This window comes from Jiangella alkaliphila (assembly GCF_900105925.1).
Taxonomy (GTDB): Bacteria; Actinomycetota; Actinomycetes; order Jiangellales; family Jiangellaceae; genus Jiangella; species Jiangella alkaliphila.
The window spans coordinates 1,390,128-1,412,913 of the sequence record NZ_LT629791.1; the positions used below are offsets into that span (position 1 = coordinate 1,390,128).

The 22,786-nt window shown below is 72.4% G+C and carries 18 protein-coding genes and 1 pseudogene; 8 read left to right on the plus strand and 11 right to left on the minus strand.

The window, feature by feature from the left end:
- Positions 1 to 6: 6 nt before the first annotated feature.
- Positions 7 to 1,392 (plus strand): NAD-dependent malic enzyme, encoded by a 1,386-nt coding sequence (locus tag BLV05_RS06480; RefSeq protein ID WP_046766877.1) that lies wholly within the window; start codon positions 7 to 9, stop codon positions 1,390 to 1,392.
- Positions 1,393 to 1,612: 220 nt separating this feature from the next.
- On the opposite strand, the gene aceB is transcribed toward BLV05_RS06480, so the two are convergent.
- Together aceB and BLV05_RS06490 are read right to left on the minus strand one after the other, a co-directional pair.
- Entirely contained in the window at positions 1,613 to 3,208 is a 1,596-nt protein-coding gene (gene aceB / locus BLV05_RS06485) for a malate synthase A (protein WP_046766876.1), read from the minus strand.
- A gap of 174 nt (positions 3,209 to 3,382) precedes the next feature.
- Positions 3,383 to 5,242 (minus strand): acyl-CoA dehydrogenase, encoded by a 1,860-nt coding sequence (locus tag BLV05_RS06490; protein WP_046766875.1) that lies wholly within the window; start codon positions 5,240 to 5,242, stop codon positions 3,383 to 3,385.
- 135 nt (positions 5,243 to 5,377) lie between these two features.
- Between BLV05_RS06490 and BLV05_RS06495 the strand changes: the two genes are divergently transcribed.
- The 5 genes from BLV05_RS06495 to BLV05_RS06515 all read left to right on the plus strand — a co-directional run bounded on the left by BLV05_RS06495 (position 5,378) and on the right by BLV05_RS06515 (position 13,911).
- Complete coding sequence (locus BLV05_RS06495; protein ID WP_052762118.1) at positions 5,378 to 5,845, plus strand: META domain-containing protein; 468 nt, start codon at positions 5,378 to 5,380, stop codon at positions 5,843 to 5,845.
- Position 5,846: 1 nt separating this feature from the next.
- Complete coding sequence (locus BLV05_RS06500; RefSeq protein WP_052762117.1) at positions 5,847 to 6,623, plus strand: META domain-containing protein; 777 nt, start codon at positions 5,847 to 5,849, stop codon at positions 6,621 to 6,623.
- 300 nt (positions 6,624 to 6,923) lie between these two features.
- The gene (locus tag BLV05_RS06505; RefSeq protein ID WP_157524214.1) at positions 6,924 to 10,445 is read left to right on the plus strand and encodes a hypothetical protein; all 3,522 of its coding nucleotides are present in this window, start codon (positions 6,924 to 6,926) and stop codon (positions 10,443 to 10,445) included.
- A 552-nt stretch (positions 10,446 to 10,997) separates the two neighbouring features.
- Entirely contained in the window at positions 10,998 to 11,546 is a 549-nt protein-coding gene (locus BLV05_RS06510) for a GNAT family N-acetyltransferase (protein ID WP_197683556.1), read from the plus strand.
- Between the two features lie 154 nt (positions 11,547 to 11,700).
- A complete protein-coding gene (locus BLV05_RS06515) occupies positions 11,701 to 13,911 on the plus strand; it encodes an ABC transporter permease (protein ID WP_197683557.1) in 2,211 nt (736 codons plus the stop codon).
- 391 nt (positions 13,912 to 14,302) lie between these two features.
- Here the strand turns inward: BLV05_RS06515 and BLV05_RS06520 are convergent, their stop codons facing one another.
- The 8 genes and pseudogenes from BLV05_RS06520 to BLV05_RS06550 all read right to left on the minus strand — a co-directional run bounded on the left by BLV05_RS06520 (position 14,303) and on the right by BLV05_RS06550 (position 20,195).
- Positions 14,303 to 14,680, minus strand: a complete 378-nt coding sequence (locus tag BLV05_RS06520) for a VOC family protein (protein WP_046766871.1) — start codon at positions 14,678 to 14,680, stop codon at positions 14,303 to 14,305.
- A gap of 69 nt (positions 14,681 to 14,749) precedes the next feature.
- Positions 14,750 to 14,935, minus strand: a complete 186-nt coding sequence (locus BLV05_RS06525) for a YegP family protein (protein WP_046766870.1) — start codon at positions 14,933 to 14,935, stop codon at positions 14,750 to 14,752.
- 90 nt (positions 14,936 to 15,025) lie between these two features.
- On the minus strand, positions 15,026 to 16,363 hold the full coding sequence (locus BLV05_RS06530) for a glycoside hydrolase domain-containing protein (RefSeq protein WP_046766869.1): 1,338 nt from the start codon (positions 16,361 to 16,363) through the stop codon (positions 15,026 to 15,028).
- Positions 16,364 to 16,409: 46 nt separating this feature from the next.
- Entirely contained in the window at positions 16,410 to 17,234 is an 825-nt protein-coding gene (locus BLV05_RS06535; RefSeq protein WP_197683558.1) for a glycoside hydrolase domain-containing protein, read from the minus strand.
- Between the two features lie 13 nt (positions 17,235 to 17,247).
- A complete protein-coding gene (locus BLV05_RS37550; protein WP_046766868.1) occupies positions 17,248 to 17,568 on the minus strand; it encodes a Rossmann-fold NAD(P)-binding domain-containing protein in 321 nt (106 codons plus the stop codon).
- A gap of 106 nt (positions 17,569 to 17,674) precedes the next feature.
- Positions 17,675 to 18,148 (minus strand): annotated as a pseudogene (locus BLV05_RS38520) (NAD-dependent epimerase/dehydratase family protein); the annotation flags it as partial.
- On the minus strand, positions 18,145 to 19,167 hold the full coding sequence (locus tag BLV05_RS06545; RefSeq protein ID WP_046766866.1) for an aldo/keto reductase: 1,023 nt from the start codon (positions 19,165 to 19,167) through the stop codon (positions 18,145 to 18,147). The pseudogene BLV05_RS38520 and the gene BLV05_RS06545, both read right to left, overlap by 4 nt.
- 11 nt (positions 19,168 to 19,178) lie before the next feature.
- A complete protein-coding gene (locus BLV05_RS06550; RefSeq protein ID WP_046766865.1) occupies positions 19,179 to 20,195 on the minus strand; it encodes an aldo/keto reductase in 1,017 nt (338 codons plus the stop codon).
- A gap of 119 nt (positions 20,196 to 20,314) precedes the next feature.
- Here BLV05_RS06550 and BLV05_RS06555 point away from each other — a divergent pair, with 119 nt between their 5' ends.
- Entirely contained in the window at positions 20,315 to 20,944 is a 630-nt protein-coding gene (locus BLV05_RS06555) for a TetR/AcrR family transcriptional regulator (protein ID WP_046766864.1), read from the plus strand.
- Here BLV05_RS06555 and BLV05_RS06560 read toward each other — a convergent pair.
- Positions 20,923 to 21,987, minus strand: a complete 1,065-nt coding sequence (locus BLV05_RS06560; protein ID WP_046766863.1) for a zinc-dependent alcohol dehydrogenase family protein — start codon at positions 21,985 to 21,987, stop codon at positions 20,923 to 20,925. The two genes, BLV05_RS06555 and BLV05_RS06560, sit on opposite strands and share 22 nt — an antisense overlap.
- 220 nt (positions 21,988 to 22,207) lie before the next feature.
- Here BLV05_RS06560 and BLV05_RS06565 point away from each other — a divergent pair, with 220 nt between their 5' ends.
- Positions 22,208 to 22,786 (plus strand): hypothetical protein, encoded by a 579-nt coding sequence (locus BLV05_RS06565; protein WP_052762116.1) that lies wholly within the window; start codon positions 22,208 to 22,210, stop codon positions 22,784 to 22,786.

Genomic DNA, 22,786 nt, shown 5'->3' on the forward strand with positions numbered 1-22,786 from the left:
GATGAGATGGCAACGCCCAGCCCGGGATACGCGATCACGGTCCGCGTCGAGGCGCCGTCCTCGTCGACGGCCACCAGCGGCCTGGCCGCCGCCGTCAGCGCGGCCGGCGGCGCGCTGACCGCCCTCGACGTCGTCGAGTCCTTCGCCGACCGCCTCGTCGTCGACGTCACCTGCGACGCCGTCGACTCCGACCACGGCGAGTCGATCACCAAGGCGCTGACACAGGTCGACGGCGTCACGGTCCGGAAGGTGAGCGACCGGACGTTCCTCATCCACCTCGGCGGCAAGCTCGAGGTCAACCCGAAGGTCCCGCTCAAGCACCGCGACGACCTCTCCCGCGCCTACACCCCCGGCGTCGCCCGGGTCTGCCTGGCGATCGCCGAGAACCCCGAGGACGCCCGCCGGCTCACCATCAAGCGCAACACCGTCGCCGTCGTCACCGACGGGTCGGCCGTCCTCGGGCTGGGCAACATCGGCCCGGCGGCCGCGCTCCCGGTCATGGAGGGCAAGGCGGCGCTGTTCAAGCAGTTCGGCGGCGTCGACGCCTGGCCGGTCTGCCTCGACACCCAGGACCCCGACGAGATCGTCTCGATCGTCAGGGCGCTCGCCCCGGTCTACGGCGGCATCAACCTCGAGGACATCTCCGCGCCGCGCTGCTTCGAGATCGAGGCGCGGCTGCGCGAGCTGCTCGACATCCCCGTCTTCCACGACGACCAGCACGGCACCGCGATCGTGGTGCTGGCGGCGCTCTACAACGCGCTGCGTGTGGTCGGGAAGCCGCTCGACGGCGTGCGTGTGGTCGTGAGCGGCGTTGGCGCGGCCGGCCACGCGATCATCCGGCTGCTGCACGCCCAGGGCGTCACCGACATCGTCGCCTGCGACCGCCACGGCGCCGTCCACCCCGACGGCGAGGGCCGCGACGAGTTCCGCCGCTGGATCGCCCAGAACACCAACCCGCGCGGCGCGACCGGCTCGCTGCGCGAGGTGCTGGCCGGCGCCGACGTGTTCATCGGCGTCTCCGGCCCGAACCTGCTCACCGGCGAGGACATCGCGACGATGGCGCCCGACGCGATCGTGTTCGCGCTGGCCAACCCCGACCCCGAGGTCGACCCGATCGCCGCGCGCGAGCATGCCGCCGTCGTCGCCACCGGCCGATCGGACTTCCCGAACCAGATCAACAACGTGCTGGCCTTCCCCGGGTTCTTCCGCGGCATGCTCGACGCCGGTGCGCACGAGATCACCGACGCCGCCATGCTGGCCGCCGCCCGGGCCATCGCCGACGCCGTCGGCCCGGAGCAGGTGAACGCCAGCTACATCGTCCCGTCGGTGTTCGACCCCGAGGTCGCCCCGGCCGTCGCCGCCGCCGTCAAGCACGCCGCCCACGCGAACTAGTTCGAATCGTTCTGGTCAGTGGTCTGGGCTCGCCCACCCCCACCGGTCGGCGCAGTCCGGCTGGAGGCCGGGCGTGAGGGACACTCGCGGAGCGTCACGAAATTCGTGACGTTTGCCATCTGCATTCACGCGAGCGCCTGACAGCCTCGCTCGAAACGCGAGACCCGCCGCCCGGCACATCCGGACGGCGGGTCTCGCGTTGCGGCATCCCGCGACGGTGTCAGGGCATGCGCTCGTAGGCGGGCAGGGTGAGGAAGTCGGTGTAGTCGTCGGCCAGGGCGAGGTCGGTGAAGGTGGCCCTGGCCTCGGCCCAGTGACCGCCGCCGAACGCGTCGGCGCCGATGCGCTGCTCGATGGCCGCGCACTCCTCGTCGATGAGGCGCTGGACCAGCTCGGGGGTGACCCGCTGGCCGTCGGCCAGTTCGACGCCGTTGTGCAGCCACTGCCAGACCTGGCTGCGGCTGATCTCGGCGGTCGCGGCGTCCTCCATGAGGTTGTTGATGCCGACGGCGCCGGTGCCGCCCAGCCAGTGGGCGAGGTACTGGATGCCGACGGAGATGTTGCTGCGCAGGCCGGCCTCGGTGACGTCGCCGGGCGTCGAGGCGACGTCGAGCAGCTGGGCGGCGGTGACGTGGACGTCGTCGCGGGCGCGGTCGATCTGGTTCGGGCGGTCGCCGAGGACGGCGGTGAACGCCTCGCGGCAGACCTCGACCATGCCCGGGTGGGCCACCCAGGAGCCGTCGAAGCCGTCGCCGGCCTCGCGGGTCTTGTCGTCCTTCACCTTGGCGAACGCGGCCTCGTTGATCTCCGGGTCGCGGCTGGGGATGAACGCGGCCATGCCGCCGATGGCGTGCGCGCCGCGCTTGTGGCACGTGCGCACCAGCAGCTCGGTATAGGCGCGCATGAACGGCACCGTCATGGTGACGGAGTTGCGGTCGGGCAGGACGAAGTCGGTGCCGCGGGTGCGGTGGGTCTTGATGACGCTGAACATGTAGTCCCAGCGGCCGGCGTTGAGCCCCGCGGAGTGCTCGCGCAGCTCGTAGAGGATCTCCTCCATCTCGAACGCCGCCGGGTAGGTCTCGATGAGGACGGTCGCGCGGATGGTGCCGCGCGGGATGCCCAGCGCCTCCTGGCCGATGACGAACGCCTCGTTCCACAGGCGCGCCTCGAGGTGGCTCTCCATCTTCGGCAGGTAGAAGTACGGCCCCTGGCCGCGGTCGAGCTGCTTGCGCCCGCTGGTGGCGAGGTACAGCGCGAAGTCGACCAGCCCGCCCGACGTCGGCTCGCCGTCGACGGTGATGTGCTTCTCGGGCAGGTGCCAGCCGCGCGGCCGGACGACGATGGTGGCCAGCGGCTGGTCGGTGCGCAGCGCGTAGTGCTTGCCGTCGGGGTTGGTGAACTCGATCGTCGCGTCGATGGCGTCGCTCAGGTTGAGCTGCCCCTGGACGACGTTCTCCCACAGCGGCGTGTTGGCGTCCTCCTGGTCGGCCAGCCACACCTTGGCGCCGGAGTTGAGCGCGTTGATGGTCATCTTGCGGTCGGTCGGACCGGTGATCTCGACCCGGCGGTCCTCCAGGCCCGGCGCCGGCGGCGCGACCCGCCACGAGTCGTCCTCGCGGACGTCCTTGGTCTCGGCGAGGAAGTCGAGGTCGGCGCCCGCGGCCACGGCGGCGGTCCGTTCGGCGCGACGGCGCAGCAAATCGAGGCGGCGCGGGTTCAGCTCCCGGTGCAACCGCTCGATCAGGGCCAGCGCGGCAGGGGTCAACACCTCGTCGAACCGTTCGTGCATCGGACCGGTGACCTCGATACCCGCCATCGTGCGCTCCTCGAAATTCCGCGATTCGGAAACTGCTATCTGTATAACAGAATACGAGGGGCGTGAAGGGGTGGTCAACCGGGATGCGCGATGCGGGTCAGGCGACGGCCCCCGGACCGTGGGTGGAACGGTCCGAGGGCCGACGGATCGGGGGCGGCGGTCAGTCGCGACGGGTCAGAAGGCGGCCTCGTCGAGGTCCATGAGGGCGTTGTCGGTGGCCTCGGCCACGGCCCGCTCGGCCGCGAGCCGCGGCAGCACCTGCCGGGCGAAGAACTGCGCGGCCGCCACCTTGCCCTCGTAGAACGCCTGGTCCTTCTCGGCGACCTCGCCGTCGAGCCTGGTCAGGGCCACGGCAGCCTGACGGAGCAGCAGCCAGGCGACCACGAGGTCGCCGGCGCCGAGCAGCAGCCGGGTGGTGTTGAGGCCGACCTTGTAGACGTTGCGGACGTCGCCGCCCTCGGTGCGCTCGTCGGCGGACATGAGGAAGCCGACCATCGTGCCGAGGATGCCCTGGACGTCGGCCAGCGCCTTGGCCAGCAGCTCGCGCTCGACCTTCAACCGGCCGCCGCCCAACTCGTCGTCGACGGTCTGCTGGATCTGCTGCGACAGCCAGCCGAGGGCCTGGCCGTTGTCGCGGACGATCTTGCGGAAGAAGAAGTCCTGACCCTGGATGGCCGTGGTGCCCTCGTACAGGGTGTCGATCTTGGCGTCGCGGACGTACTGCTCGAGCGGGTAGTCCTGCAGGAAGCCCGAGCCGCCGAAGGTCTGCAGCGACTCCGAGCCGAGCAGCACCCACGACCGCTCCGAGCCGTAGCCCTTGACGATCGGCAGCAGCAGGTCGTTGACGCGCTCGGCGTTCTCGTCGGTCTCGCCGCGCGCCGCCGCGGCCGCGACGGCGTCCTGCATGGTGGCGGTGTAGAGGACCAGCGCCCGCATGCCCTCGGCGTGCGCCTTCTGGGTCATCAGCGAGCGGCGGACGTCGGGGTGGTGGGTGATGGTGACGCGGGGCGCGGTCTTGTCGTTGGCCCGGGTGAGGTCGGCGCCCTGGACGCGCTCCTTGGCGTAGTCGAGCGCGTTGAGGTAGCCGGAGGAGAGCGTCGCGATGGCCTTCGTGCCGACCATCATGCGGGCGTACTCGATGACCTGGAACATCTGCGCGATGCCGTCGTGGACGTCGCCGAGCAGCCAGCCCGTGGCCGGCTCGCCGTCGCCGAAGGTGAGCTCGCAGGTCGTCGAGACCTTGAGGCCCATCTTCTTCTCGACGTTGGTGGCGTAGACGCCGTTGCGCTCGCCCAGTTCGCCGGTCGCGGGGTCGAACCGGATCTTCGGCACCACGAACAGCGACAGCCCCTTGGTGCCCGGGCCGCCGGCACCCTCGACGCCGACCGGCCGGGCGAGCACGAGGTGGACGATGTTCTCGCTCATGTCGTGCTCGCCGGAGGTGATGAAGCGCTTGACGCCCTCGACGTGCCAGGTGCCGTCGGGCTGCGGGTACGCCTTGGTGGTGCCGGCACCGACGTCGGAGCCGGCGTCGGGCTCGGTGAGCACCATGGTGGCCGCCCACTGCCGCTCGATCATGATCTCGGCGATGCGCTTCTGCGCCTCGGTGGCGTTGCGCCAGATGACGCTGGCGAACGACGGGCCCGACGCGTACATCCAGGCGGCGGCGTTGGAGCCGAGGATCAGCTCGGCGGCGCCCCAGAACACCGACGGCGGCAGCGGCGTGCCGCCCAGGCCCTCGGGCAGCGCGAAGCGCCAGAGCTCGGAGTCCATCAGCGCGGCGAAGCTCTTCTTGAACGCCTCGGGGAGCGCGACGGTGCGGGCGGCGGGGTCGTAGACCGGCGGCGTGCGGTCGGACTCGACGTACGAGGCGGCGAGGTCTTCGCGGCTCATGCGGTCGACCTCGGCCAGGATGCTGCGCACGGTGTCGGCGTCGAACTCCTCGTAGCGCCCGCTGCCCAACTGCGCGTCGCTGCCGAACACGTCGAACAGCGCGAACTCGATGTCGCGCAGGTTGGACCTGTAGTGGCTCATCGCATCCTCCGTCAGCACGTTGCTACCAGCCGGTAACTCCATGGTGCTACTTGTCGGTAACTTCGCGCAACCCAGGAACGGCGGAGGCCCGGCGTCCGTCCCATGGATATGCGACGACTAGGAACCCTCGCTGCGGTGGCCAGCATCGCCTTGCTGGCGGCCTGTGGCGGTAACGACAGCGGCGACGACACCACCGCCGTCCCTGGCGACTCTGGATCCGACGGCTCCACCGAACCGGCTGTGCCGATCGTCGGCAGCCGGTGGGTGCTCGAGGAACTGCAGGCCGCCGGCGCGACGGTCGCGGGCCAGTCCGACCCGGAGGCATATTTCGAGATCGACGAGAACGGCGACGTCACCGGCACGACCGGCTGCAACGGCTTCAGCGGGTCGGCTGAGGTGGGCGACGCCAGCATCACCTTCCAGCCGCTCATCTCGACCCGCCGCGGCTGCTCCGGCGAGCTCGGCCAGATCGACACCCACATGCTGGCGGTGCTCAACGGCGAGGTCACGGTCGAGGTGACCGGCGACGCCCTGACGCTCACCAACACCGAGGGCGACTCGCTGAGCCTGCTCGCCTCCGACGCTCCGTCCACCGACCTCTGACATGCGACGCCCAGCGGGTGCCCTCTGCCTGCTGGGCGTCCTGATGCTCCTGGCCGCCTGCGGCGACTCCGCCGCAGGCACGGACGGTGGCGACGGCGGCGGCAACGAGCTGACCGGCCGCACCTTCGTCTCCACCGAGGACGTCGGCATCCCCGGCGGCGGCCCGCTGGACCTCACCTTCACCGACGACGGCCGGCTGCTGGCCACGGCCGGCTGCAACAGCGCCAACGGGCCGGTCGAGCTGTCCGGCGGCCGGCTCGTCAGCGACCTCGGCCTGACGGAGATGGGCTGCGAGCCCGCCGTCATGGCCTCCGACGAGTGGCTGGTCGAGCTGCTGTCCGCCGAGCCGGCCTGGGAGCTGGCCGACGACGTGCTGGTGCTCACGGCGGGCGACCAGACGGTGTCGTTGACCGACCGCGACGTGCTGGAGCCGCCGGTCGAGCTGACCGGCCGGCAATGGGACATCGACGGGCTCACCGACGGCGCGACGGCATCGTCCGTGCCGGTGGGCGTCACGCCGTTCCTGCGCATCGACGGCGATGCCCTGACCGGCCACACCGGCTGCAACGCCATCGACGGCACCGTCACGATCGACGGCGACACCCTCACGGTCGCCGACCTCGGCATGACCGACATGGCCTGTAACGGCGCGACGGGGTACGTCGAGGACGTCGTGCTCGCGGCGCTGGACGGCGCGGTCCGGTTCTCCATCACGGCCGACCGGTTGTCGCTGGAGGCGCCGAGCGGGTTCGGGGTGCAGGCGGTGTCCGCCGGTTGACCGAAGGCGGCGCCGTTTGTCACGGTTCGGCGCGGCTTTCCACAACTGATCCACAACCTGTGGGTCACGCTGCGTATCGACGCGTTGGTGCTCGCGTCGGCGCAGGTGAAAGACCCCTCGGGCCCTTACCCCGAGGGGTCTTCTTGATTCTTATCGCATCCGCGGATGAACGCCGCGTAACGACACGGCGTATCGCCGGGATCGCTTCGAGCTGGTCCGTCCGTATACAACCGCTTTGCCGTTGCCGTTACATTGATCACCGACAACGGCGAGGATGAGATGGCCGGACCGGGAGGCAGCGTGCGCGACAGGCTCAGCCGGGCCGAGTCAGCGCTGCGGGCGGCCGTGGCGCGCGGCGGCGAGGCCGACCTCGGACGCGACATCGATCCCCGCTCCGTCGAGTCCGCCGACGCGTGGGACGAGTCGCGTACCGTCCGGGCCCGCATCGTCGACGAGCTGCTCCGCGACCCCGGCGGGGTGCCCGGCGCCGCCGTCCGGCTCACCGGCGCGCGCATCACCGGCGGCCTGCAGCTGCGCTACGGGCGCCTGGAGCGGCCGCTGCGGCTGGACATGTGCTGGATCGACGACCTCCTCGCGCTCGCGGAGCTGACCGCGGCCGGCGTCGAGCTGGTCCGCTGCCGGGTGCCCGACCTGCGTGCGGAGTCCGTCGACGTGCAGAACGCGCTGTCGGTCCGCGAGTGCCTGGTCGGCTCGGTGAGCATGGTCGACACCCACGTGCACCGGTCGGCGTCGTTCGAGGACAGCCGTTTCCAGGGTCACTCCACGCTGTTCCACGCCCGCAACCTCAGCGTCGGCGGCGACCTGCTGCTCACCCGCGCGCGGCTGTTCGCGTCGTCCGGCGAGGCCGTCGACGCCGAGCGGCTGCGGGTCGACGGCGGCCTCGGCCTGGTCGGCGCGCGGGTCCGCGGCCCGATCGTGCTGTCGGGCGCGACGGTGGCCGGCCGGGTCGACCTCACCGACGCCGTCCTGCGCAACCGGCACGGTGTCGCGCTGGACGCCCGCCGGCTGGTCGCGGGCGGCGTGCAGGGCCGCGGCCTGCGCTGCAGCGGCGCCATCGACCTCGGCCATGCGACCATCGCCGGCAGCGTCGTGTTCGACGCCGCGGTGCTGGCCAACCCCGGCGGCGACGCGCTGATCGCCAGCGACATCGAGGCCGACCGGCTGGAGGCCGAGAACGGCACCCGCATCCTCGGCCGCATGCTGATCCCACGCGGGGTCGTCCGCGACACCCTCGCGCTGAGCGGCGTCGAGATCAGCAACCCCGGCGGGTACGCGCTGGTCGGCATCGGCGCCGCGGTCGGCTCCCTGGTGGCCGACCGCGCCCGGCTGGTCGGCCGCGTCATGCTGGACGAGATGGAGGCGACGTCGGTCCGGCTCGTCGGCACCCGGGTCACCAACCCGGACGACTCGTGGGCGGTGAGCCTGCAGTCGGCGACGGTCCGTCGCGACCTCAACCTCGAGCGGCTGTCCGCCATGGGCGGGCTGAACATCAAGGGCATCCGGGTCGGCGCGGCGGTCTTCCTCAGCGGCGCGAACCTCGACGGCGGCTACCGCGCGCTGGCCGCGTCGCGGGCCGTGATCGGCGAGCGGCTGGTGCTCGGCCGGCGGTTCCGCTGCCGCGGCGACATCGACCTCGCCCACGCCGACCTCGGCAAGAGCCTGGCCATGGACGGCGTCCGGGTGCAGGGTCAGCTGCGGCTGTTCCAGGCCCGGGTCCGCAGCGACGTGCTGCTGCGCGGCGCCTACATCGAGGCGTCCGGCATGGGCGTCGACGCCATCGGGCTGCGGGTCGACGGCCGGTTCACCGCCCGCGGCATGGTCTGCGACGGCGCCGTCCGGCTCACCGCGGCGGTCGCTGACAGCGTCGTGCTGACCGGCGCGCAGATCTACAACCCCGACGGCAACGCGCTGATCGCGCCGCGCATCGACGTCCGCGGCGACCTCGTCGTCGGCAACGACCCGTACTCCACCGACCTCGGCGGCTTCTGGGCCGACGGCGGCGTCGTCATGCGCGACGGCAAGGTCGGCGGCGACCTCGTGTTCGACGGCGCCGAGTTGCGCCGCCCCGACCATCGGGCGCTCGACGGCACCGGCATGCAGGTGGGCGGCAAGGTCTCGTTCGAGCGGGCCGAGATCGAGGGCACCGTCTCCTTCGACCAGGCGCACGTGCGGCGCCGGTTCGTGCTCAGCGGCTCGACGCTGGCCGGGCACGGCGTCGGGTCGGCCGACGGGTCGATCGTGTTCAGTGCGATCCAGGCGACGTCCGACGAGTTCCTCGTCGACGGCGGCGAGTTCCGCGGCGCGCTGCGGCTCACCGGGTCGACCTTCTCGGCCGGGCTGAGCCTGCGCCATGCGCGCTTCGCCGCGCCCGGACGGACGGCACTGCTGCTGCCGGAGGTCCGCTGTGGGGTGTTCCGGCTGACCCGGCTTGACGTCGACGGCGCGGTCGTGCTCGCGCGGACGCGGGTGGGCGGCGACCTCATCCTCGACGGCGGCCGCTATCACCACCCGGGCCGGATCGCCGTCGACGCCGCCCAGGTCGTGGTCGGCAGCTCGTTCCAGCTCCGCGACGCCGAGCTGACCGGCGGTGTGGCGCTGCGGCGGGCCGAGGTGGGCTTCAGCGTCGTGCTGACCGACGTGCACGGCGTGATCGGCGAGCGCAACGACGGCCGGGTGCCCGTCGGGGAGATCGTCGCGGCCGCCGGGCTCAAGGTCGAGGGCAACCTGGAGTGCCGCGACGTCGAGCTGACCGGGCAGTTCTCGCTGGCCGAGGTGGCCCTGACCGGCCGGCTGCTGGTCCGCGGCCGCACCACGCTGACGAACCCGGGCCGCACCGCGGTGTTCGCGCCGAACCTGCAGGTGTCCGGGGCGGTCGAGCTCGGCTCGCGGCGCTCCACCGGCAACGGCCCCCTGACCATCGTCGGCGAGGTGCGCCTGGACCGCGCGCACATCGGCGAGCTCTCCTGCGAACAGGTCACCATCAGCCAGGACCACACCGCCGACGCCCCGAAGGCCGGCACCGAGCAGGAGCGGCCGCTGGTCAGCCTGCACGAGGCCGTGGTGGCCCGGCGGATCCTCATGAACGACCTGAACGTCGCCGCCACCACGGCGCGTGAGGCGCGGACGCTGATCGACCTGTCCGAGCTGCAGGCCGGCACGGTCGAGCTGCCGGCCGGCGAGATCGCCGTCGACCTGCGCGAGTCCGAGGTCCGCACGCTGGTGATGGACCCCACCGACACGTCGATGGTGATGCTGTCCGGCCTGACCTTCGACGACCCCGGCGACGCCGACGTCGAGACCGCGCTCGCCTGGCTGCGCCGCGACCCCACCGGTTACCAGCACCAGGTGTACGAGCAGCTGGCCAACCACTACCGCCGCTCCGGCGACGACGCCGCCGCGCGCACCGTATTGCTGGCCCGGCTCCGGCACCGCCGCGACCTGCTCGGCACGTCGTCGCTGGGCCAGCTGCTGATGAAGGGCTGGGGTTACCTGCAGGACTACACCGTCGGCTTCGGCTATCGGCCCGGCCTGGCGGCGCTCTGGTTCGTCGGCCTGCTGCTGTTCGGCACGGTGTACTTCTGGGGCAAGGAGCTGGACCCGGTCGAGGTGAACGTCCACCCGACGTTCAACCCGATCGGCTACACGCTCGACCTGCTGATCCCGATCCTGAGTCTCGGCCAGGACGCCGCGTGGGACCCGCGCGGGATGGATCTGGTCGTGGCCTACGGGCTCGTCTTCTGCGGCGCGGTGCTCGCCACGACCGTCGTCGCGGCCGTCACACGGGTGCTGAACCGGCGGTGAAGTCCGCCGAGTTGTCCACAGATTCTGTGCACAGGGGTGTGGGTAACGGACGGCTCACGCTCAGCCTCTTGTGGACAGCCTTGTGGGTGACGAAAGGGCCCGGAAATCTTCGCCGAACCCCTTGTGCGGCGTGCGCGACAGGACTAGAAATACTCCATCGTCATCGACGAGTTCGGAGCCGGAAAGCCGGGGTGACCTGGTCAAAGGCACTGAACGAGTCGAGGGCGGGCCGGAAGGATAACGGCAGTTCGCCACGTCGGGGCAACCCGACGAACCGCACACCGATGCGCGGGGCGGCTGACGGAGCCAGCCGGCAGACCGGAAGGGCAGTGGAGCACCCACGGGCAACCGTGAGAGCACCGCCGCTCGAGCTGCCGTCATCGGAGGTGGCGAGCATCCGGCCGGTTCATCCGGCGGTGATGGTTCTGGTCGACTGAGAAGGCCCCTCGGACCCTTACTCCGAGGGGCCTTCGCCTTTGTCCGGCTGCGCAAATTCGATTGCCGCCGGCGACCCGCGGCCGGTAGACAGGGCCGGTGATCAACCTAGCAGCCGTGGCCACCACGCCCACGCTGACCGGCGAGCGCATTCGGCTGGTCCCGCTCGGCCCCGAGCACGCCGCGGCCCTGTTCGAGTCGCTGCACGATCCCGAGTCGATGCGGCTCACCGGCACCCACCGCACGTTCACCCGGGCCGATATCGACGCCTACTGCGCCAGCCGGGCCGAGCAGGACGAGCGGCTCGACTGGGTCATCGAAGACGCCGTCACGGGTGAGTACGCCGGCGGCATCGCCGTCAACGACATCGACGCCGACAACGAGACCGCCGGCTTCCGCATCGACCTCATCGAGACGTACCGTGGCCGGGGCCTCGGCCCGGAGGCGATCGAGCTGATGCTGCGCCACCTGTTCGACGAGGTCGGCGTCCATCGGGTCGACCTCGAGGTGTACGCGTTCAACCCGCGGGCGCAGCGCTCCTACGAGAAGTGCGGGTTCGTCGTCGAGGGCCGGATGCGCGAGTCGCTGCTGTGGGACGGCCAGCGGGTCGATACCATCGTCATGGGCCTGCTCCGGCCCGACTGGCTGGCCCGCCGCAGCGTCTGAGGTGGGGCTGTCCCCCCGGTGAAGCCGCCGGTCAGCGCCATGGGTACCGCGCCGCCCGCTCCGTAGCGTCGAACCCGACGTCGCGCACCCCGCGCGACCAGGTTCTCGGGAGCAACCGATGTTCGGTCTGGCGGTACGAACCCTGCGGTATCGCATGGGAGCGTTCGTGGCGGCGTTCGTGGCGATGGTCCTCGGCGCCGCCATGGTGATGGCGTGCGGCGGGCTGATGGAGACCGGCATCCGCACCGCCGTGCCGCCGCAGCAGCTGACCGGCGCCGACGTCGTCGTCGCGGGGGAGCAGCGCTACGCCATCCCCGGCACCGACGAGTCGGCGGTGCTGCCCGAGCGGGTGCGCGTCGACGACGACCTGGTCGCGACGGTCGCCGCCGTCGACGGCGTGGCCGCCGCCGAGGGGCACGTGCTGGACGAGCCCGCACCCGCCGGCACCGTCGACGCGATCGCGGTGACGGCCGCGCCCGGCGTCGGCGCGGGTGAGCTGAGCGAGCGCATCGACGCCGCGCTCGACGGCACCGCCACGACGACGCTCACCGGCGACGACCGCGGCCTGGCCGAGCTGCCCGAGGCGCAGGCCAGCAGCGAGGACCTCATCTCGCTGGCCGGGGTGTTCGGCGGCTGGGCGACGATGGTCTCGATGTTCGGCGTGGCGTCGATGCTGGCGCTGTCCATCCAGCAGCGCGGCCGCGAGCTGGCGCTGCTGCGCGCGGTCGGCGGGACGCCCGGCCAGCTGCGCCGCATGGTGCTCGGCGAGACGCTGGTGCTGTCCGTGGTCGCGACGTCCGTCGCGCTGATCCCCGGCCAGTACCTGGGCCGGTTCCTGTTCGAGCGGATGACCGACGCCGGTGTCGTGCCGGCCGGTGTGGAGTTCCGGCAGGGCTGGATCCCGATCGTGTCGGCGGTCGGCGCGGCGCTGATCGCGGCGATCGGCGGCGCGCTGGTCGCGGGCCGCCGGGCGGCCGCCGTCCGGCCCACCCAGGCGCTGACCGAGGCCGACCTGCAGACCCGCACGATGGGTGCGTGGCGCTGGGTGTTCGGGCTGCTGGCGCTGAGCGGCGGCATCGCGCTGGGCGTCGTCACGGTGACGGTGATGAGCGGCCCGCTCACGTCCAGCACGGCCGGCCCCGCGGTGTTCCTGTGGGCCATCGGCCTGGCGCTGCTGGCCCCCGTCCTGACCCGTGCGATGACCGCACTGCTGCAGTGGCCGGTCCGGGCCGTCGCCGGCGTCTCCGGGCACCTGGCCGTGCTCAACGCCCGCGGCCGCACGGCGCGCACGGCCGCCGTCGTCACCCCGATCATCATGCTCACCGGCATCGCCACCGGCACCCTCTACCTGCAGGCCACCGAGGACGCGGTCAACCGCGAGACGTTCACCCGCGGGCTGGTCGCCGACGCCGTCGTGACGTCGTCCGTGTCGGCCGAGCCGGAGCTGGTGGACCGGATCGCCGCGCTGCCGGGCGTCGCCGGCGCCTCCGAGCTGGTCCGCAGCACGGGCTTCGTCGAGTCGCCGCACGACGACTCGCAGAGCGACGAGGGCTGGACGCTGCAGGGCGTCACCGCCGCCGGCGCGGCCGCGACCACCCCGGTCACGACGGTCGACGGCGCGATGACCGACCTGACCGGCGACACCGTCGCGCTGGACGCGGACCACGCGCGGTCGCTCGGGGTCGGCATCGGCGACGAGCTGACGCTGCGGCTGGGCGACGGCGCGGCCGCGACGGTCGAGGTGACCGCGACCTTCGACGCCGCCGACGACTACGACACGCTGCTGCTGCCGGCGGACCTGCTGGCGCCGCACACGACCACCGGCGGCGCGCACGAGATCCTGGTCGCCGCCGACGGCGGGTCGGCCGCTCCCGTCCTGGCCGAGCTGCGCGAGCTGGCCGCGGCGACGCCCGGGCTGGCCGTCGCCGACCGCGCGGCGCTGTTCGACGACTACGGCGACCAGCAGCGCACCCTCGCGTTCGCCAACTACACCATCGTCCTGATGATCGTCGCGTACGCCGCGATCTCGGTGATCAACGTGCTGTCGGCCAGTACCGGCGCGCGGCGGCGCGAGTTCGGGCTGCAACGGCTGACCGGGGCCACCCGCGCCCAGGTGCTGCGGATGGTCAGCGCCGAGGGCGTGCTGGTGGCGGCCGTCGGCATCACGCTCGGCACGCTCGCCTCGGTCGCGACGCTGGTCCCGTTCAGCCTCGCGCGGGCCGACCAGCTGACGCCGTCGGGCTCGCCGCTGATCTACCTGGGCGTGGTGGCCGTGGCGCTGGGGCTGACGCTGACTGCGACACTGCTGCCGGCCTGGCGGGCGCTACGGCAGCGGGCGGCGCAGGCGGCGGCGACGGCCGACTGAGAACCGCGCGGAATGGGCAGTGTCGGCGCTACCCGGGGCGCCTCACCTGCTCCGCGTGGTGTCACCTGATCGGGCACGGCCGGCCGAGATACCGGCGACTCGCCCGGCCGTCCGCAGCGCTTTGCAATGAGCGCTTCCACGCACCACCCCGCTGCGGGGCCGGGCCTCCGGCACGATGGACCATGACGGCTTGGCTGGGTAGATCGTCGTTCAGAGGCCGACATTCCGGACACGCCGGCGACGATCAGCCCAACCAAGCGCGACGCCAGCCGTGCCAAGCTGCGTTCGGCTGAGGGTGGTGCGTCACGGTGCTCATTGCAAGGTGGCCGTTCACGCGCCGCCCAGAACCGGCCGATGCCCAGCCCTAGACCGTGGAGACACACGCTGCCCGTCAGCCGGGCTGCGCGACGCAGAACTCGTTGCCCTCGGGGTCGAGCATCGTGGTCCACCGCTCGTGGACGCTGTGCACGGTGGCCCCGAGGGCGAGCAGCCGGTCGACCTCGGCCTGCTGGTCCGGCGCCTCGACGTCGAGGTGGACGCGGTTCTTGACGGTCTTGGGCTCGGGCACCTGCTGGAAGAACAGCGTCGGGCCGGGGCCGCCGACACCCACCGTGGGGTCGGTCTCGGGGGTGAGGCCGAGCGCGGCCAGCCGCGCGATCTCGGCGTCGTCGTAGGGAAGGACCTCGTAGTCGTCGAGCACGGCGGCCCAGAAGCGGGCCAGGCTCGGGGCGTGTTCGCAGTCGATGACGATCTCACGCAGGGCTGCCATGTGCCCCGACGCTAGACGACCGGAGCCCCGGCCCGCACTGCGGACCGGGGCTCTCGCGACGCCCGGACGTCAGTCGTCGGTCTGGTCGTCGACCTCCGCGTCGGCGGCGTTGCGCTTGATGGAGTCGATGCCGTTCAGCGCGCCGCTCTTGCTGGTGTAGGCCTCGCCGACGGCGATGACCTCGCCGTTGCCGGCCTTCAGGCGGAAGCGGTACTGGTCGGACTTGTCCTTGTAGAGCTCGAACTTCCCAGCCATCGGTGAGACCTTCCTTGTGACGACAACACCTGGCAGCAGCAGCGTAGAGGCAGGGCCGGACCCGCGCCGCACGAACCGGCCCGTGTCGGCTCACGGGCAGCGCGGCACGGGTGCGCTGTACGTCGTGTTGGAGCGGTTGGCCACGTAGTAGTCGGGCACCCAGCGTCCGTCGGCCATCCGGTTCCAGACGGCGCTGGTGCCCACCGCCGTTCCCGTGTTCTGGCACATCACCCACGCCAGCGCTCCAGGCGGCAGCGCAGCGCCGCTGACCGGATATGACACACCCGGTCCGGTGCGCGCGCTGAGCGGTGTGGTGCTGGTGACCTGACCGGGGTACGTGCACCGCTGCAATGGGCTGGAGAATGTCGTGTTCGACGGCGTCGAGACGTAATAGTCTGCGACCCACGCGCCGTTGGTGAGCCGGTCCCACACCGAGCTCGTCCCGACCACCGACCCGAGGCCCTGGCACATCACCGCGAGCGTGCTGCCGGGCGTATGGCTGCTGACAACCGGGTAGGACGTGCCTGGCCCGCTGCGCGCGTTCAGCGACGTCGAGCTGGTCACGCTGTAGCTGCGGGCGGTCGTCGCGACCGGCGCGTCGAGGGCGTCGCTGTCGATGTGGAGTGTGACGCCGCCCCAGGTCTCGCTGTGGTCGCCGAGGTACTGCTTGAGCCGCTGGTGCCCGGCCCACTGCGCATTCGGCGCCGTCGGCCAGCCGCTCAGCGCGGGGTTGCCGTCCCACCGGGCCATCCACACGGCGTCCGGGCGGGCCCAGCTCGAGTTCCCGTAGGACGCGGACAGGTCGCGCAGCCCTGAGTCCTGGTGCACGTACGCCCCGGCCAGGTAGCCGGCGCCGTGCAGCGTGGTCGTCCAGGCGGAGACGTAGCGGCGCACCGCGAGCGCGCAGGTGGCGTCGGTGCGGTCGTAGTGCTCGACGTCGGCGTAGAGGGCGCTGCCAGGCAGCAGGCCCAGGGCGCGTGCCTGGGCGATGGCGTCCTGCGCCTCGGAGGTGCCGTACGCCCCGGCCGTCCCGGCGGTGTAGCGGTGCGGCTTCGTGCCCAGCATGCAGTACGGCTGCCGGCCGAAGTACGTGGGCAGAAGCCGCCAGCCGGCCGCCGTCGCGTCGCGCACCCAGCCGGCGGAGAGGTTCGGCTGGGCACAGCCGCGGTTCACTCCGCCGAAGTAGATGTTGACCGTCCGGTACGACGACGCGAGCCACGTCTTCAGCGCCGAGATCGACGGGGCCGTGCACGTGTCGAACCCGCGCCCGATGGCGAGAGTCGATGCCGACCCGGGCGGATAGTAGACCGGCGAGTCCGGCAGCGCGGCCGCCGTGCTGATGCTCGCGGCCACGAACGTGGCGGCGGCGACGGCGGCCCCCGCCGCCTTGGTGAGTGTGCGCATGATGGACCCCCCGTCCGTCACCATCGAGTCTGCTCCTGCGAACAGGGCGTGAACAGGGAGGTCAGCCTAGTTATCGATCTGCAACCGTGGCGATGGGCGCGTCGAGGGAGTCGCTGTCGATGTTGATGGTGACGCCGCCGTGCGTCTCGTTGTGGTCGCCGAGGTACTGCTTGGCGCGCTGGTGATTCGACCACTGGCTGTCGGGCGCCGTCGGCCACCCGGTGAGCGCCGGGTTGCCGTCCCACCGCGCCATCCAGACGGCGTCGGGACGGGCGTAGTCGGGGGAGTCGTAGACGGCGGACAGGTCGCGCACGCCGGAGTCCTGGTGCACGTACACCCCGGCCAGGTAGCCCGCGTCGTGCAGCGTCGTCGTCCACGCGGAGACGTAGCGGCGGACCGCGGTGATGCACGAGGTGTCGCGGCGGTCGTAGTGCTCGACGTCGGCGTACAGCGCGCTGCCCGGCAGCAGCCCGAGGTGCTGGGCCTGCGCGATGGCGTCCTGCGCGTTCGCGGTGCCGATGGCGGTGGCGTCGGCCTCGGTGAACCGGTGCTCCTTGGTGCCGAGGATGCAGATCGGCTGGTGGCCCATGTAGGTCGGCAGCAGGCCCCAGCCCATGCCGCTGACGGTCTGGACCCACGACGGCGTCAGGTTCGGCTGGCGGCAGCCGCGGTTGATGCCGCCGAAGTAGATGTTGACGGTGGTGTAAGGCGACGTGCCCCACCACGCGTCGAGCGCGGCGACCGACGGTGCGGTGCAGGTGTCGAAGCCGAGGCCGGTGGCGATGGTGGGCTCCGGGAGGCGCGCGTCGGTGGCGCTCACCGGGGCGGCTGCGGTGACGGAGGTGGCGGCGAACAGGACGGTGGCGGCGATGACCGCGTGTCGTCTCCGGGTCATGGAAACAGTCATATCATTGCGGGAGCAACCGGCGATAGGTCCCTTCGGCCAGGTCCGCGGCGATGGACGGCCCCTCCGGCCGCCAGCCGAGCAGGTCGCGCACGCGGCGGGCGCCGATGCGCTGGCGCACCGCCATCCAGTCGGCGATCGGCAGCTCGCGCCGGGCGACGTCCAGCGGCAGCGCCGACGTCGCCTCCGGTGCGCCGATGAGCCGGCCGATCGCCTCGCTCATCTCCTTCGCCGTCGACACGCCACCCACGACGTGCAGCAGGGTCCCGGCGGGCGCGTCCTCGGCGGCCAGCGCGAACGCCCGGCCGAGGTCGTCGACGTGCACGTTGGGCCAGGGGCGGGTCCCCCGGGGCGGGGTACGACGACGCGCCCCGCTCCAGCGCCGTCCGGACCATGATCTCGAGTACGTGGCCCTGGCCGTGCCCGTACACCAGCGGCGGCCGCAGCACGACGCCGTGCCCGGACGCCAGCACTCGCAGCTCCAGCTCGCGCCGCCAGCGCATCGGGGCCGGCGGTTCGACGTCGGTGTCCTCGCCGACCTCGCGGTCGCCGGTGTCGCCGACCACGCCCAGCCCGCTGGTGTAGAGCAACCGCGTGGCCGTGCCGTCGAGCGCGGTGAGCAGGTGGCCGACGGCGGCTCGCTCGGTGGCGACCGCCGCGCCGGTGTCGTCGAGGTACTGCCGCGAGAAGGCGGCGTGCACGACGGCATCGGCGTGCGCCGCGCCGGCCCGCAGCGCGTCGCCGTCGCCGAGCGAGCCCGGCAGCGGCTCGACGCCGGCCGCGACCAGCGCCGCGGTGCTGGCCGGGCTGCGGGCCAGGCCGGTGACGGTGTGCCCGCGCCGGCGAAGCGCCCGCACGACCGCGGCGCCGACGAACCCCGTCGCGCCGGTGACGAAGACCCTCACCGCGGCACCTCTGCCGGGTCGCCTGCCGGCACCGCCCAGGCCGGGTAGCGCGGCGCGGGCGTGGTCAGCGCGTCCAGCCGGGCGACGTCGCCGGCCGGCAGCACGAAGTCGGCGGCGGCGAGGTTCTCGGCCAGTTGCTCGGGACTGCTGGCGCCGACGATGAGCGAGCTGACGCCCGGCCGGGCGAGCAGCCAGCCGTAGGCCACCTGCGCCGGGGTGACGCCGTGCTCGCCGGCCAGCTCGCGCAGCGCGTCGACGACGTCGTATCCGCGCTCGAGGTCGACCGGCGGGACGGCGAAGTCGCGGCGCCGCCCGCCCCCGCCGGACGGGTCGGCCCGGGTGTACTTGCCGGTGAGGAAGCCGCTGGCCAGCGGCGACCAGATCAGCGTGCCCAGGCCCGCCGCGCGCGTGTACGGCAGCAGCTCGTCCTCGGCGTCGCGGCCGACCAGTGAGTAGTAGAGCTGCCCGGACACGAACGGCGCCCAGCCCGCGCGTTCCTGGACGGCGCGCGCCTGGGCCGCGTACCAGGCCGGGAAGTTCGACCAGCCGGTGTAGCGCACCAGGCCGCGGCGGACCAGGTCGTCCAGGGCGCGCAGCGTCTCGTCCAGCGGGGTGTGGAAGTCGGGCAGATGCAGCTGGTAGAGGTCGATCCAGTCGGTGCCGAGCCGGCGCAGCGCCGCCTCGGCGTTGTTGACCACGTGCCGGTACGACAGCGCGCTGCCGTTGACGTCGGGACCGGGACCGTTGAAGACCTTGGTGGCGACGACGACGCGGTCGCGGGCGCCTGACCGCGCCAGTGCGGCGCCGAGGACCTCCTCGCTCGCGCCGTTGCCGTACGCCTCCGCGGTGTCGAAGACGGTGACGCCGGCGTCCAGCGCCACGCCGACCATCCGGTCCGCGTCGCGCTGGCCGACGTCGGCGCGGAAGCCGTTGCCGACCTCGTAGCTGCCGAAGGTCATGGCGCCGAAGGTCAGCCGGGAGACGACGAGACCGGACGTGCCGAGCCGGGTGTAGAGCAATGCCTGTCCTCTCAGGATCGCGCGGTGACGCGCGTGCCGGCCTCGCCGTAGACGAAGCCCTGGGCGGAGTCGATGAAGTCCAGTGGAAAGCCCAGCTCGATGGTGCTGACGTCGTCCAGGCGGGCCAGCGCCTCGTCGGGGAGGACGAGGTCGGCGGCGGCCAGGTTGTCGGTGAGCTGGTCGACGCTGCGGGCGCCGACGATCGGGTGCACGTTCGACCGCCGCGCCATGGTCCAGGCCAAGGCCACCCGCGACGAGGTGACGCCGAGCTCGTCGGCGACGGCGTCGACCTCGCGGGCGATGCGCAGGTCGCGCTCGGAGACGTCGGCGCTCGCCACCCGGCTGGGCGCGGCGGGCGTGCTGCGGGTGAACTTCCCCGTCAGTACGCCGGCGGCCAGCGGCGACCAGACGGCGACGGACAGACCGAGCGCGTCGGCCATGGGCAGCAGGTCGCGTTCGACGTCTCGGCGGGTGAGGCTGTACGGAACCTGGAGCCCGGCGAACGCCGTCCACCCGCGCAGCTCGGCCAGCATGTTGGCGCGCGACACGACCCAGCCCGGGGCGTCGGAGATGCCGACGTAGAGCACCTTGCCAGCGCGGACGGCGTCGTCCAGGGCGCGCATGGTCTCCTCGATCGGCGTGTGCTGGTCCCAGATGTGCACCCAGAGCAGGTCGATGCGGTCGGTACGCAGGCTGGTCAGGCTGTGCTCGAGCGAACGGGTCAGGCTCTTGCGGTGGTTCCCGGACGCGTTCGGGTCGCTGCCGTCCAGCGTCAGGGTGTACTTGGTGGCGAGCACGTATCGGTCTCGGTCCTTGCCCAGCAGTTCGCCCAGGATCCGCTCGCTGGCTCCGTCTGTGTATTGGTTGGCGGTGTCGATGACGTTGCCGCCCGCCGCGGCGTACGCGTCGAGCATCGCCCGGCACTCGGCCTCCGCGGCGCCCCAGCCCCAGTCCTCGCCGAACGTCATGGTGCCGAGGAAGAGCTCGGAGACGCGCAGGCCGCTGCGACCGAGCAGTCGATAACGCATGGTGTCCTCTCATCGGACGCTGAACACAGCGTCTAGACAAAGTGTTCAGCTTCGAGCATACGACCCGTCTAGACGAAGTGTCCAGACTGATTGTCCATGGCTGTCGCTAGGCTGACCTCGTGGCGCGGCGACGGGTACCGCCCGCGCGTTCCGGCGACGACCGCGACGTGCGGCGGGCCATCCTGACCGCCACCAAGGATCTGCTCGACGAGCGCCGGTTCGACGAGCTCAGCGTCGCCGACGTGCTCCAGGCGGCGGGCGTCGCGCGCGGCAGCTTCTACTTCTACTTCGAGGGCAAGCACGACGTGCTGGCCGAGCTGATCCGCGAGGCCGTCGGCGTCACCAGCGAGATGGCCGATCCGTGGCTCGAGCATCCGCCCGGCGCCGATCCCGAGCCCGGCGTGCGGGCCGGCATCGAGGGCGGTGCCACCTTCTGGGCCGAGCACGCGGCGCTGCTGCGCGCCGTCGTCGAGAACTGGCACTCCGACCCGCGGCTGCGCGCGCTGTGGCTGGAGCTGATGGGCAGCTACACCGCCATCACCGAGGCGCGCATCCGCGCCGACCAGGAGCGCGGCCTGACGCCGTCGTCGGTCGACCCGCACGATCTCGCCGCGACGCTGACCTGGCTCGGTGAGCGCCTGTACTACCTCGCCGCGCTCGACGTCGAGCCGTTCGGCGACCGGAAGCGGCTGGCCGACGTGCTGACCCACGTGTGGATGTCGGCGCTCTACTCGCGCCCGGCGACCTGACCCGGCCGCAGGATCGTCACGCCGGTCGGCGAGCCGTCCGTCATCGCCAGCAACGCGTCGACGCCGTCCTCCAGGGTCAGCTCGCAGCCGAGCAGCAGCTCCGGCCGGAGCGTGCCGTCGGCGACCTCGGCCAGCATCGCCGGGTAGTGGTGCGCCGCCATGCCGTGGCTGCCCAGCAGCTCCAGCTCCGTCCCGACCAGCGGGCCCATCGCGACCGCCTGGGTCGCGTGCTCGGCCAGCAGCAGCCCGGCCTGGACGTGCCGCCCGCGCCGGCGCAGTCCGCGCACCGAGTTCTGGAACGTCGCCGTGCTGCCCAGCGCGTCGAGGGAGAGGTGTGCCCCGCCGCCGGTGGCGTCGCGGACGGCGGCCACGACGTCGGTCCCGTCGCTCGCGTCGACGGTGACCGCGGCGCCTGCCGTCCGGGCCAGCGCGAGCGCCGGCGCCGTCACATCGACGGCGACCACCCGCGCTCCGTGCGCGGCGGCGATCATGACGGCGGACAGCCCCAGCCCGCCGCAGCCGTGCACCGCGACCCACTCGCCGTCGGCGACCCGGCCCTGCTGCACGACCGCGCGGTAGGCCGTCGCGAACCGGCAGCCGAGCCCGGCCGCGGTCGCGAACCCGACCTCGTCGGGCAGCCGGACCAGGTTGATCGCGGCGTGCTCGATCGCCACGTACTCCGCGAACGAGCCCCAGTGGGTGAAGCCCGGCTGCGTCTGCCGCTCGCAGACCTGGTGGTCGCCGGCCCGGCACTGCTCGCACTCGCCGCACGCGCAGACGAACGGGACGGTGACGCGCGCGCCCGGCCGCCAGCCGTGGTCCGCGACGTCGGGCGCCACCTCGGCGAGCACGCCGGCCAGCTCGTGGCCGGGCACGTGCGGCACCTCGATGTCGTCGTCGCTGCCCTGCCAGCCGTGCCAGTCGCTGCGACAGAGGCCGGTCGCCTCGACCTTGATGACGGCGCCGCCGGGCGGGCAGGCGGGCTCGGGAACGTCGCGGACGACCGGCCGTTCGCGAAACCTCTCGTACACCATCGCCCGCACAGCAACCCCTCTCATGCTTCGGGCCAGGCACCGGCCGTCACTCGCTCCGGTCACCTCACGCCCTCGACCGACGACTCGTGGGAGCCTCCGGCCCCCAGTCGCCGCCGGTGTGCCTGACCCTCGACAGGGCGACCTTAGGTGTTGGCCGAAAATGCCGGTAGCGCGCCCGGCTGCGGCGCTATAGTCACGCTGACCACCTGCGCGTTCGGAAGGCTGGACGGTGGCGATCAACGATCTCTTCGACGCCGCCATGACGTCCCCGGTGGTGCCGTTCACGTTCCTCGCCGTCGCCGTCCTCGTGTACTGGCTGCTGGTCATGGTCGGCGGGAACCCGCCGGTGTCCGGCGACGGCGTGCCGCTGAACGTCATCGGGTCCGTGTTCCTCCTGCTCGCCTGGCTGGCCACCTTGGCCGGCACGCTGCTGCACGACAGCGACGTCTCGGCACGTCCGCCGGGATTGGTGGCGTCCGTGGTGATCGTCGTGCTGGCGCTCGCGGCCGCCGCGCTGGGGACGGCCGTACTGACCCGGCCGATCCGCCGCGTGCTGCGGCCCGGCCGGCCCGCCGACCCGGCCCGGCTGGTCGGCAGCATCTGCGTCGTGCGCACCGGCGAGGTCGGTCCCGACGCCGGCCAGGCCGAGGTCACCGGCGCCGACGGCGCGCCCGTCGTCATCGAGGTGCGCCACGACGGCGCTGAGGAGCTGCGCCCGGGCAACACCGCGATGATCCAGGACTACGACGCCGAGCACGGGGTGTTCTGGGTGCGGGCGTTCGACCCCAAGCTGGGCACCACCCCGTGA